This window comes from Pseudoflavonifractor sp. An85 (assembly GCF_002161235.1).
In the GTDB taxonomy this organism is placed as follows: domain Bacteria; phylum Bacillota; class Clostridia; order Oscillospirales; family Oscillospiraceae; genus Enterenecus.
The window spans coordinates 33177-45795 of record NZ_NFHE01000015.1 but is presented as its reverse complement, the minus strand read 5'-3'; the positions used below and the strand labels follow the sequence as shown (position 1 = coordinate 45795).

Sequence of the window (12619 nt, the reverse complement as noted above, 5' to 3'; positions counted from 1 at the left end):
TCGACCGTTCTTCCCTTGTTTTTTGTCCCCCGGTGGGATACAATGTGGAGGATAGCTGTTTACCCGTTTCACTAAGGAGATTACATTATGTATCGTGAACAATTAGAAGCCTATTTTCAGGACAAACAGGACATGCTGGTGAAGGCCGTGTGCCGCCTAGTGTCCATTGACAGTGTGGAGGGCGAGCCCGCCCCCGGCGCTCCCTTTGGACCCGGCCCTGCCGCCGCTCTCTGCGAGGGTCTGAAGCTGGCCCAGGAGTGGGGTCTCATCACCACCAACCACGAGGGATATGTGGGCACCGCCGACCTGTGCGACAAAGAGGACGCTCTGCACATCCTGGGTCACCTGGACGTGGTGGCCCCCGGTGAAGGCTGGACCGTCACCCAGCCCTATGAGCCCAAGGTGGTGGACGGCCTCATCTACGGCCGTGGCACCGACGACGACAAGGGCCCTGTGGTGGCCTCTCTGCTGGCCATGAAGGCAGTGAAGGACCTGGGCGTGCCCCTGAAGGCCAACTGCCGCCTCATCATGGGCACCAATGAGGAGAGCGGTTCGGGGGACATCGCATGGTACTTTGCCCGCCACCCCTTCGCCCCCGCCACCTTCTCCCCCGACTCCGGTTATCCCGTCATCAACACCGAGAAGGGCGGCTTGAAGCCCACCTTCACCCGCTCCTGGCCCGTCCAGGAGGCTCTGCCCCGGGTCAAGTGGCTCCACGGCGGCTTCCGTATCAACGTGCTGCCCGGTGATGCCGAGGCAGCGGTGGAGGGCCTGACCCTCCACGAGGTACATCCCTTTGCCCGGGACATCACCGCCCGTACCGGCATTACCTTCACCTTTGCCACCGAGGGCAACTGCACCGTCATCCACGCCAAGGGCGAGGGCAGCCACGCCGCCTGGCCCGAGGGGGGCAACAACGCCGTCACCGGCCTCATTGCCCTGCTGTGCGCCCTGCCCCTGGCCGACGGCCCCTGCAAGCAGGCCCTTTCTGACCTCAACGCTCTGCTCCCCCACGGGGACTACCACGGCCGCGCCCTGGGCATCGCCCAGTCCGAGCCCATCGCCGGGGATCTGACCGTGGCCTTCACCCTGCTGGAGGTCACCGAGACCGGCCTCACCGGCCGCTTTGACTCCCGGGTGCCCCTGTGCGCCACCCGCGAGAACTGCGAGAACGTGGCCCGAGCCGCCTTTGAATCCCGCGGCTTCACCTTTGAAGGTGAGCAGGAGGAGGCCCACCACACCCCCGCCGACTCTCCCTTTGTGCAGACCCTGCTCAAGCGGTACGAGGAGTATACGGGACAAAAGGGCGAGTGCCTGTCCACCGGCGGCGGCACCTATGTGCATGAAATTCCCGGCGGCGTGGCCTTCGGCTGCACCATGCCTGGATTCGACACCCACCTGCACGGCGCCGACGAGCGGGTGAAAATCGCCGATCTGATGCTGTCGGCCAAGCTGTTTGCCCACATTATCCTGGATATGTGCGCGGAATAATTTCTTGGGGCCACGGCGGTTGCCGTGGCCCCTTTTTGGTTTCCCTTTCGCCTGGGGATATGATACAATGGCGTTACAAAGGAGGTCCTGCATATGTTCAACTTTTTCTGGTCCCGCAACGCCTCGGTGGGTATGGCCGTGGTGTATATCGTTCTGGGTCTGCCCCTGCTGCTCTTCCCCGCCGCCGTAGGCACTGTCTTTGTGTGGGCCTTGGCCATCGGCTGCCTGGTGTACGCCGTACCCCACTTTGTCCGCTATCTCCAGGGCCGAAAGGTGGGCCAAGCCTTTGGAGGCGACCTGTTTCTCTCGGTGCTCCCCCTGCTCTTTGCCCTGTTTGCCCTGCTGCGCCCCCACGTGATCCTTTCCTTCCTCCCCTTTGTGCTGGGTGCTTTGCTGCTGCTGGACGGGGTGGGAAAACTGCCCGTGATGCTGGATGCCATCCAAACCCACGCCCCTGGCATGGCCTATGGCGTGGCCTCCACCTTGGTTCCCCTCATTCTGGGCATCGTGCTGCTCATCAATCCCTTCCAGGCCGCCCAGATGGTGATCCAATTCTTCGGCCTGGGCCTGATTTTGGACGGCGTGGCCGACTTCATCGCCGCCCGCTCCATCCGCTGATGCCAGGAGGTTTCCCATGAAGTACCACGCCCTGCTCCCCCGGGAGCGCGCCGAGCGGCTGAACAAACGCCTCACCGAAGGCATGATGGCCGCTTTGAAAACCATCCACTCCGCCACCTCCCCTGACTCCATGGACCCCAGCGATTTGAATCGCCAGCGCAGAGGCCAGGAGGTGCTGGGGCGGCTGGCCTCTCCCCCCATCGGCTTTAGCTGGGAGCCCTTTGTTCACCAGGATCTTCCCATGGCTTGGGTCCGTCCAGAACGGGGACACCAGCGCCGGAAAATCATTCTCTACTGCCACGGTGGCGGCTACACCAGCGGCAATTTGGGTTACGCCCGGGTGCTGGCGGCCAAAATGGCTTCCGCCACCGGCCGGGAGACGCTGGCCTTCCAGTACCGGCTGGCTCCCGAACACCCCTATCCTGCCGCTCTGGAAGACGCCCTCACCGCCTGGGATTACCTGATGCATCTGGGATACGGTGCCCGGGACGTGGTGGTAGCCGGTGACTCCGCCGGGGGAAATCTGGCCTTGGAGCTGACCTTGCGCCTGAAAGAGACGGGCCGCATGCTGCCCAGCAAGCTGCTCCTCTTCTCCCCCTGGACGGATATGACCGCTTCGGGGGGGTCCTACACCACCGCCCGGGACTTGGACCCCATGATTACATCCGATTATGTCCACGCCGTACGGGGCGCTTACGCCCCCCAGGGCAACTGGGAAGACCCCCATCTATCCCCTCTCTTTGCCGACCTCCACGGCTTTCCCCCCACCCTCATCCACGTGGGTGAACGGGAAATTCTTCGGGATGACTCCACCCGTCTGGCCCAAACCATGCAACAGGCGGAAGTGCCCTGTATCATCCGCACTTGGCCGGACATGTGGCATGTGTTCCAGATGTTCCCCGTAAAAAGCGCCGGAGAGGCCATGGAGCACATGGCGGCTTTCTTGCAGCAATACGATTAAGCGAAAAGCTCCCCCATCTGGGGGAGCTTTTATGCCTCTTTTAACCCTGAGTTAACTTCTCTCACCCGTCTTTTAACCACGCCTCCATTGTACATTCTCTGAAATATCCGTATAATAAAAGCACAAAAAGCCCACAAGAGGGGGTATGACTTATGCCTATGCACTTCATCATTCAACAGCAGCGCAAGGCCTTGGGCCTCACCCAGGAACAGGTGGCCCGTTGTCTCAATGTATCCACCGCCGCCGTGAGCAAGTGGGAAAACGGCCTCACCAGCCCCGACGTGGGACTTCTGCCGCCTCTGGCTCGCCTCTTAAATGTAGACATGAACACCCTGTTTGGATTCCATGAAACCCTGTCTCGTCAGGAGATTGGCCTGTTCTGCAACCAACTGGTGGGAAAGGCCCCAGACGAAGCCTTCTCCCTGGCCCGGGAGAAACTGCGGGAATTCCCCCGGGATGAACATCTGCGCCTCAATCTGGCCATACTTCTGGATGCTGTACTGGTGCAGGCTCCCGGGATCCACCCGGAACTGGAGACGGAAATCTCCGCCTGGTACGCCCAGCTGAGGCAGAGCGAGGATGAGACCATTCAGGCCAGCGCCAACTCCATGCAGGTCAACCGCTACATCCGGCAAAACCGGCTGGATGAGGCCCAGGAGGTGCTGGACACCATCCCGGATAAACGGGTGATGTCCGCCTCCCTGCCGGACAAGCTCCTGCTCCAGGTGTCCATTTACCTGAAACGGGGGCAGCCAGAGGAGGCCGCCCTGGCCCTGGAACAGGCTCTGTTCCAAGAAGGGAGCCGAATACAGCTGCTTTTGTCCCAGCTGGTGGATGCAGAGCTTTCCTGTGGGGACATCCCAACCGCCCAAATCGTGGCGAAGAAATCTCAAACTCTGGCCCAGGTGCTGGACCTGTGGCCGTACAACCAGCACACCGCCCTGTGGCAAGTGGCCGTCCACACCCAGAACGCCCAAGAAGCCCTCACGGAGTTGGAGCACATGCTGGAGGTCCTGGAACAACCCTGGCAGCTGGGCGATACGGTGCTGTACCGCCGCATGGCTCCCCAGGCCAAGGACTTCCAGCCCGGTGAACTGCGAACCTTGCTCCTCTCCCAGCTGGAGCGCGACCCGGACTTTACCTGGCTGCGGGACCACCCCAAGGCCCAGGCCCTTCTTCAACGCTTTCACACGTGAAAAAACTCCCCCAAATGGGGGAGTTTTTCTCTTAAAAATGGAATCGTCTGCGCACCTCTCGGCGCAAGTCGGGCCGGTAGCGGATGATGAGCAGCGGCAACACCAGGGCCAGCCCCACCGCCGCCACCACAATGGACCACATGGGCTGGTAGCTGCCCAAAAACAGGTCAATGCAAAACTCCAGCCACAGCATCAGTACCACGCCGCCCCCCAGCACCAGCATACACCGGCTCAAAATGGAGCGGCGGGGCAAAATGTACCACAAAAACAGCAGTACCACCGAGCACCCCCACCAGATGGGCAGGGCCAGCCGACCCAGCCAGTCCAGGCCGTCCACCGCCAGGGCGATGAGCCACAGATAGCCCGCCACCGCCAGCAGATCCAATCCCACTAGAAAGATGGAAGGCACTTTTCGCAGCAGCAGCGGCCCCACCGTCCACACCCACAGCATGGCGCAGGCCCCCGCCACCAGAATGGACCAGTGCATCCCCCGCCACAACACCAGGTTGAGCAGCAGGCAGCACCCACCGGCGCACCCCAGCATGGTGCTGAGCAGCAGGGCCAGCTCCTTGCGGTTCACCGGCTCCACCTCCCGCCGCTCCACGGGGAAGTTGGGGGGAAGGGTGGTGTCCACCGGGCACACCGGATTGACCACCGGGGTCTGACACAGGGGACAAGTTGCAGCGTCCTTGTCCAGCTCCACCCCGCAGTTGACACAGTATGACATACTCCTTCACTCCCTTCGATTGGATGTGACCTTCACGTGGAGGCCGTCCCGCACCAAAGTGCGGAAAAAGTCCCGCTCCACATCCGTCTCCTTCACCGTACCGGCAAAGGTGATCTCCATGGTGTCCCCGTAGCTGATGGAGGCGCAGTTGACCCGTGGGGTGTAGGACTGGCCCAACACCACCTCCATGTGCTGGATATGGGGCTCCATCTCCTTGGGCACCCGGAAGGCCCCGGGGTTGGTATAGGTGGTGGAGTAGGGGCGGTTACCCGCAATGCGGTATCCCAGGTCCACCGCAAAATTTTTCACCGGAACCGGGATGAGCTGAAGGGGGAGAAATTTTTGGAGAAACACGTTGCGGGTGATGACCCCCTGCATCTCCTGGCGGGTGATGTGCAGCCGCATGTGATGGTGCACCTGGGCAATGATCTCCTCCAGGGTGTAGTCCCCCAATTCCGGGTCAATGGAGGGGCGCACGGTGAGGATGAAGTTGCGCAGGGTGCGGGTGGGAAAATAAGGCCGCAGATTGATGGGAATGGCTAGGGCCACCGGCAGCTCCCGCCGTCGCCCCTCCCGACGTTGCCGGGCCAGAATGGACTGGATGAGCACCGCCGCCAAATACTCGGTGATGGATGCCCCGTGGCTCTTGGCCACCTGGCGCAGAGCCTGCACCGAGACAAAGCCCATGGTGACATTAAGGGTGTAGAAGGGCTCCCGGGTACCGGTACAGGGGTAGGCCTTTGGATCGGAGTGACCCAGCCGCACCCGTTTGCGGGTATAACGGGCATAGGCATCCTCCCATTCCTGGGGGTCAGGAGCCTCCTCCACGTCCAAAATACCCTCTTCGTTAGGGATCTCCTCCCCCAACTGGCGCAAATACACCGCCAACATAGTTTTAAACAGCACTAGCGCCCCGCCACCGTCGGCCAGGGCGTGAAACACCTCCATGGAGATCCGGTGGCGGTAGTAGAAAAAGCGGATCAAAGGGTCCCGGTTTTGAAAGTACACCGGCTGGCAGGGGTTTTGAATGTCCGGCTGCAAAAAGGGGCCGGGGCTGTCGTCGGGCTCGAAGTAGTACCAGAACACGCCCTTCCGAATCTTCACATGAAAACCGGGAAACCGGGGCATGGTGATGTCAATGGCCCGCTGGAGGGCCTGGGTGTCCACTTCCCGAGTCATGACGGCGGAAAAGCGATACACCGCCGAATAGTTGCCGCTTTGGATGGCGGAATACATCATGGCCGCGTTGTCCAGCTGAAACCAGGGTTTTTCCTGGCCACCCCGTCGCTTCATCTCCTACTCCCTCCTCCCGTTTTGATTTGGCTCTATTATAATATGCCCGCCGCCCTGTGGCAACACCTCGAAAAAAACGTCCCGGTTTGTGAAAACCGGGACGTTTTGGGTGGTATGGATCAGGCCCAGGGATTTTCGGTGGCGTAAGGCAGGGCCTTGGGCTGGTTGTAGGCAATGTCGGACACGCCCAGGTACTTGAGCACCTCGAACAGGGCCTTGCCGCAGTGGGCGAAGGCCACGGCCCCGTGGTGGGGATAGCGCTTTTGGATGAGCACGTGGCGGTAGAACCGGCCCATCTCGGGGATGGCGAAGATGCCAATGCCGCCGAAGGAACGGGTGGCCACGGGCAGGACCTCGCCCTGGGCGATGTAGGAGCGCAGGGTGCCCTCGCTGTCACACTGCAGGCGGTAGAAGGTGATGGGGCCGGGGGCAATGTCACCCTCCAGGGTGCCACGGGTGAAGTCGGGGGTGCCGCCGTTTTCCAGCAGGCGGTTCTGGATGAGCTGATACTTCACGCCGCAGCCGTCGCACATCTTGCAGCTGGGGGTGTTGCCGCAGTGGAAGCCCATGAAGGTGTCAGTGAGCTGATAGTCAAACTTGCCGGCGATGTCCTCGTCGTAGAGGTACTGGGGCACGGAGTTGTTGATGTCCAGCAGGGTGACGGCGTCGCCGGTGATGCAGGCGCCAATGTACTCGCTGAGGGCGCCGTAGATGTCCACCTCGCAGGCCACAGGGATGCCCCGGGCAGCCAGACGGGAGTTGACGTAGCAGGGCTCGAAGCCAAACTGCTGGGGAAAGGCGGGCCAGCACTTGTCGGCAAACACCACATACTTCCGGGCGCCCTTGTGGTTCTCCGCCCAATCCAGCAAGGTCAGCTCAAACTGGGCCATGCGCTCCAGCAGGTCGGGGTAGGTGTGATTGCCCATCTCCTTTCGCATGTCTGCCACCACGTCGGCAATGCGGGGGTCTCCGGCGTGGGCCTGGTAGGACACCAGCAGATCCAGCTCGGAATTCTCCTCAATCTCCACCCCCAGCTCATACAGGCCCTTGATGGGGGCGTTGCAGGCGAAGAAGTCCTGGGGACGGGGACCGAAGGTGATGATTTTCAGGTTCTTCACCCCGATGATGGCCCGGGCAATGGGGACAAACTCCCGAATCATATCCGCGCACTCCTGGGCGGTACCCACGGGATACTCGGGGATGTAGGCCTTCAGGTGACGCATCCCCAGGTTGTAGGAGCAGTTGAGCACGCCGCAATAGGCGTCGCCACGGCCGTTGATGAGGTCGCCGTCTCCCTCGGCGGCAGCCACGTACATGGTGGGGCCGTGGAACTTCTTGCACAGCAGGGTCTCGGGGGTCTCAGGGCCGAAGTTGCCCAAAAACACCACCAGGGCGTTGACCCCGTGGGCGCGCACGTCCTCCAAGGCCTTGCCCACGTCCGCCTCGTTCTCTACGGTGATGGGGCACTCATACAGGCCCTCTCCGTAGGCCTCTACGATGTTCTTGCGGCGCTGGGTGGACAGGGCGATGGGGAAGCAGTCCCGGGATACGGCAATGATACCAAGCTTTACTTCAGGGATATTCATATATGGTCACTCCTTTATTTCCTTGGCCCCCCGGCATTACACCAGGCGGGCAAATACGTTCTTCAATGCGGGATACAGGGTGGAATATTGGCGGTAACGCTGCTCGTAGAGGGCGGTGAGCTCCGGCTGGGGCTCCACCACCTGGGACACGTGCACCAGAGCGTCGGCAGCCTGCTGCACGCTGTCAAAGCGTCCGCAGCCCACCATGGCCAGCATGGCCCCGCCAAAGCCTGGCCCCTGCTCGGTTTGCAGCAGCTCCAAAGGGATACCCAGCACGTTGGCAAAGATGGTGCGCCACAGCGGGGACTTGCTCCCGCCGCCGCACAGCTTGGCCCGGGGGATGTCCAGGCCCAGGGACTTGGCCACCTCCAGGCTGTCCCGGATGGCAAAGGCCACCCCTTCCAGCACCGCCTGCACCACATCCGCCCGGGTGGTGTCCATGGTCATGCCCACCAGGGTGCCACGGGCGTTGGTGTCGTTGATGGGGGAACGCTCCCCCATGAGGTAGGGCAGGAAGTACACATGGTTGTGCCCCAGCCGGTCCGGGGCGATGGGGGCCTGTTCGGCCGGGTAGTCGGTAGTGTGCAAAATTTCCTCACACAGCCACTTGTTGCAGCTGGCCGCCGAGAGCATGCACCCCATCAGGTGCCAGCCCCCGTCGGCGTGGGCAAAGGCGTGGAGGGCGTTGTGGGGGTCCACCTCAAACCGGTCCGAGGAGATAAACAGGGTACCCGAGGTTCCCAAACTGATGTTGCACCCACCAGGGCCTACCACGCCGCAGCCCACAGCGGCGGCAGCGTTGTCTCCCGCTCCCGCCACCACCTGCACCGTGGGGGGAATGCCCAGGGACTTGGCCACATCTGGCTTCACCGTACCCACCACCTGATAGCTCTCGTACAGGGCGGGCATCTGTTCTTCCCGCACGCCGCACAGCTCCAGCATCTTCCGGCTCCAGCATTTGTGCTCCACGTCCAGCAGCAGCATCCCCGAGGCGTCGGAGTAGTCGCAGCTGTGCACCCCGGTGAGCAGGTAGTTGATGTAGTCCTTGGGGAGCATGATCTTGGCAATGCGGGCAAAGTGCTCCGGCTCCTGCTCTCTCAGCCACAGCAGCTTGGGAGCGGTAAAGCCGGCAAATGCAATGTTGGCGGTATACTTGGAAAGCTTCTCCCGGCCCACCACCTCATTGAGGTACTCCACCTGGGCGGCGGTGCGCCCGTCGTTCCACAAAATGGCGGGGCGGATTACCCGGTCCTGGTCGTCCAGCACCACCAGGCCGTGCATCTGGCCGCCGCAGCCAATGCCCGCCACTTGAGCCCCGTCAAAGCCTTCCAGCAGCTGGGCCATGCCCTGCCACACTGCCTGGTGCCAGTCCTCCGGGTTTTGCTGGCTCCACCCTGGCTGGGGGAACTCCAGGGGATACTCCCGGGTGACGGTGTTACAAATTTCGCCCATCTCGTCCACCAACAGCAGCTTCACCGCCGAGGTGCCCAAATCAATGCCGATGTAGTACATCACGCTTCCCCCTTTCCCCGGTCTGCGCCGGGGTCATTTGTTAAGTCCAGTTTAGTTCCAGTTTAGTTATATGTCAATCCCTTCCGCTCCACCCTCCTTCTTTTTGTCATATACGCAAAGATATTCTCCTCAATTTTATGCATATCAGAGACACTCTCCTGTGCATCAACTAAATTTAGCTAAATTTAGTTGGGCGATTGATTTCCCCCGCTCCCCCGGGTATAATAGCATCAACCAAAACCAAGGAGGGATGGGGCATGTCGGGGATCACCGCCAAAGAAATTGCCGCCAAACTCAACTTATCACCCGCTGCGGTATCTCTGGCTTTAAACGGAAAGCCGGGGGTGAGCCAGAGCACCCGGGATTTGGTGCTGGCCACCGCCACCCAGCTGGGCTATATCCGGCCGGAACCCGCACCACAACAGCATACCATATGCTTTGTGCGCTACGCCGGAGGGGTGGTTCAGGTGGCTCAGCACACCTCCTTTGCCTCTTATGTGCTCCAGGGGGTGGAGAGTCGGGCCACTCAGCTGGGCTATCACACCCAGGTGCGCTACCTCAACCAGGGGGATTTGCGCCAATGTCAGGCCTTGGGCACTTTCCAAGGGGCGGCTGGAGTGATTTTACTGGGCACCGACCTGACCCAGAACCAGGACGAGGAGCTGGAGGCCCTGTTCCAGGCCCTGCCCAACACTCCGGTGGTGGTGGTGGATAGCTCCGCCCCCGCCCACCGCACCGACTGCGTGGTCAACGACTGCCGGGGTGGAGCCCGGGATGCTGCCGCCTATTTACTCCAGTCCGGCCACACCCGCCTGGGCTACATCCGGGCCAAGCAGCGCATCGCCAATCTGGACCAGCGGTGGCTGGGGGTGCAGGACGCTCTGGGAGGGAGTGCCCCTGCGGTGACCATTGACGTGGATATCTCCTCGGAGGGGGCCTATGAGGACTTTGAAGCCTGGTTGGACACTGCCCCCGCCCTGCCCGACGCCCTGTTTGCGGAAAACGACGTGCTGGCCGCCGCCGCCATCCGGGCCTTGAACCGCCACGGCCACCGCATCCCCCAGGATGTGTCGGTGGTGGGCTTTGACGACATCCCCTTGTGCGACATGCTGGATCCCCCCTTGACCACCGTCCACTGCTTTAAAGAGGAGCTGGGGGTGGTGGCCGCGGAACTGTTGGCCCGGCGGATTTCCCGCCACGAGGTGCCCCACGCCATGGAGCAGGTGGGGCGGCTGACCACCACCGTGTCCACCCGGCTCATCCGGCGGCTCAGCGTACGGGCCTGACCGACTTTTCTTTGTTTTACAGCAAAAAGCCTCGGAACGAAAGTTCCGAGGCTTTTTCTTCTTTATTTACCCAGGGCGCAGATCAAATCGGGCAGCTGGGACAGGTTTTGAATGACAAACTGGGCCCCTGCCTTTCGGAAGGTGTCCTCCACCTTCTGGCAGGCCTCCTGCCGTTGCTGAGGGTCCAGGGCCTCATACTCCGCCTGGCTCAGGCCCAGCTCGGAGCTGCCCTCGATGACCCCCACCGTCCATACACCGGCGTTGACCCCCTCCAAGATGTCGGAGACGGTGTCGCCCACCTTGACCACACGGTTCACCGCAGACACCCCCAGTGCCTTCATGTTGGCAAAGATCATGTACGGGTTGGGGCGGCCCTTGCCGTCCACCCCGTCGGGGCTGATCCAGAAGTCGGGGGCATACCCCTTCTGGGCCGCCTGGGGTACCACAATGTTCATCATGGCGTCGGTGTACCCGGTGGAGGAGCCGATCTTCAGCCCCATTTCCCGCAGCTTGGCCGCCGTCTCCACCGCAAAGGGCTTGGGGTCGGCGTACTGATCCAAGATGGAGAACAGCTTGGGTTCAAACTGGGCGTACACCGCTTCCACGTCCTCTTCGGTGGGCGCATGGCCGTGGGCCTGCTGCCAAGCCTGGGCGATGCGCTCCATGCCCATCATGGTGCGGATGTGGTCCCGCTTGAGCATACCCATGGGCTTGCGGGTCTCCTCCATGGTCACGGGCACACCGTAGTGGGCAAAGGCCTCCATAAAGGCCTTCACCGGGGCAAAGCAGCCGTAGTCCACGGTGGTGCCTGCCCAGTCAAAGATAACCAGTTCGATCATGCGATCTGCTCCTTTCTCTCGTGCAAGAATGCGGCAATGATGGAGGTGAGCTTTTCAATGTCCTGGGGGTAGATCTCACCGATGTTGCCAATGCGGAAGCTGTCCATCTCCGTGAGCTTGCCCGGGTAAATGGCGTACCCCCGCTGCTTGATATAGTTGTAGAAATCGGAAAATTGGAAGGACACCCCGGCGGGATAGAAGAAGGTGGTGATGATGGGCCCCTGATGGCTGGCGCCCACGTAGGTGGCAAAGCCTAACGCCTTCATCTTTTCAATGAGCAGGCGGTTGTTCTCGGCGTAGCGGCGGCTGCGGGCGGGGATGCCCCCCTCTGCCTCCAGTTCCTCCAGAGCCTTGGCAAAGGCCAGCACCACATGGGTGGGGGAGGTGAAGCGCCACTTGCCGTCCTTCTCCATCCCCTTCCACTGGTCCAGCAGGTCCAGAGACAGAGACCGGGCCTTACCCTCGCTGGCCAGCAGCTTGTCTCTCCGGCATAGGATGAAGGAGAAGCCGGGGACACCCTGGATGCACTTGTTGGCGCTGGAGATCAAAAAGTCGATGTTCCACTGGGCCACGGGGATGTCCACCCCGCCAAAGGAGGACATGGCGTCCACGATGAAGGTCTTGCCTGCGTCATGCACCACCTTGCCCACCGACTGGATGTCGTTGAGGATGCCGCTGGTGGTCTCGCTGTGCACCATGGCCACGTGGGTGATGGTGGGGTCCTGGGCCAGCAGCTGGGCCACGTGGGCGGGATCAGGTACCTTGTCATAGTCCTGGGCGTAGTGGACGAAGGGGACACGGCTGTGGAGGCAGATGTCCACCATCCGCTTGCCGTAGGCGCCGTTGGAGCAGATGAGCACCTTGTCCTGATCCCCCACCACACTGGTGAGCACGCTCTCCACCCCAAAGGTACCGCTGCCCTGCATGAGCACGGTGGTGTAGTCGTCCTCCGAGACGTGGGCCAGCTTCAGCAGCTGGCGGCGAATCTTCTGGGTGACGACTTTGTAGTCGTCATCCCAGGTGCAGCGATCCACCAGCATTTCCTGCTTGACGGTATCGGTGGTGGTGAGAGGGCCGGGGGTGAGCAGTTTGTAGGTATTCACAGTGCAG

Annotated in this window: 11 protein-coding genes; 5 read left to right on the top strand and 6 right to left on the bottom strand. The window is 61.7% G+C overall.

Features of this window, described 5'->3' with window-relative positions; genetic code table 11:
* Positions 1–87: 87 nt before the first annotated feature.
* From B5G37_RS08520 to B5G37_RS08505, 4 genes are all read left to right on the top strand, one after another.
* Entirely contained in the window at positions 88–1491 is a 1404-nt protein-coding gene (locus tag B5G37_RS08520) for a Sapep family Mn(2+)-dependent dipeptidase (protein WP_087256433.1), read from the top strand.
* Between the two features lie 93 nt (positions 1492–1584).
* Positions 1585–2109 carry a DUF308 domain-containing protein gene (locus B5G37_RS08515; protein WP_087256431.1) on the top strand — a complete coding sequence of 175 codons (525 nt, stop codon included), beginning with the start codon at positions 1585–1587 and terminating at the stop codon, positions 2107–2109.
* Between the two features lie 16 nt (positions 2110–2125).
* Positions 2126–3070: an alpha/beta hydrolase gene (locus B5G37_RS08510; protein WP_087256429.1), complete on the top strand. Its 945-nt coding sequence runs from the start codon at positions 2126–2128 to the stop codon at positions 3068–3070.
* Between the two features lie 152 nt (positions 3071–3222).
* Positions 3223–4266 carry a helix-turn-helix domain-containing protein gene (locus B5G37_RS08505; protein WP_087256427.1) on the top strand — a complete coding sequence of 348 codons (1044 nt, stop codon included), beginning with the start codon at positions 3223–3225 and terminating at the stop codon, positions 4264–4266.
* A gap of 31 nt (positions 4267–4297) precedes the next feature.
* On the opposite strand, the gene B5G37_RS08500 is transcribed toward B5G37_RS08505, so the two are convergent.
* The 4 genes from B5G37_RS08500 to xylB all read right to left on the bottom strand — a co-directional run bounded on the left by B5G37_RS08500 (position 4298) and on the right by xylB (position 9384).
* The gene (locus tag B5G37_RS08500) at positions 4298–4993 is read right to left on the bottom strand and encodes a DUF6320 domain-containing protein (RefSeq protein WP_087256425.1); all 696 of its coding nucleotides are present in this window, start codon (positions 4991–4993) and stop codon (positions 4298–4300) included.
* 6 nt (positions 4994–4999) lie between these two features.
* Entirely contained in the window at positions 5000–6286 is a 1287-nt protein-coding gene (locus tag B5G37_RS08495; protein WP_087256423.1) for a hypothetical protein, read from the bottom strand.
* Positions 6287–6405: 119 nt separating this feature from the next.
* Complete coding sequence (locus tag B5G37_RS08490) at positions 6406–7872, bottom strand: fucose isomerase (RefSeq protein WP_087256421.1); 1467 nt, start codon at positions 7870–7872, stop codon at positions 6406–6408.
* 36 nt (positions 7873–7908) lie between these two features.
* A complete protein-coding gene (gene xylB, locus B5G37_RS08485) occupies positions 7909–9384 on the bottom strand; it encodes a xylulokinase (RefSeq protein WP_087256419.1) in 1476 nt (491 codons plus the stop codon).
* Between the two features lie 257 nt (positions 9385–9641).
* Between xylB and B5G37_RS08480 the strand changes: the two genes are divergently transcribed.
* Positions 9642–10670 carry a LacI family DNA-binding transcriptional regulator gene (locus tag B5G37_RS08480; RefSeq protein WP_087256417.1) on the top strand — a complete coding sequence of 343 codons (1029 nt, stop codon included), beginning with the start codon at positions 9642–9644 and terminating at the stop codon, positions 10668–10670.
* A gap of 62 nt (positions 10671–10732) precedes the next feature.
* Here B5G37_RS08480 and phnX read toward each other — a convergent pair whose 3' ends face one another.
* Positions 10733–11509, bottom strand: a complete 777-nt coding sequence (phnX, locus tag B5G37_RS08475; protein WP_087256415.1) for a phosphonoacetaldehyde hydrolase — start codon at positions 11507–11509, stop codon at positions 10733–10735.
* Positions 11506–12612 (bottom strand): 2-aminoethylphosphonate--pyruvate transaminase, encoded by a 1107-nt coding sequence (phnW, locus tag B5G37_RS08470; protein ID WP_087256413.1) that lies wholly within the window; start codon positions 12610–12612, stop codon positions 11506–11508. Before phnW ends, phnX begins: the two co-directional genes overlap by 4 nt.
* Positions 12613–12619 lie beyond the last annotated feature (7 nt).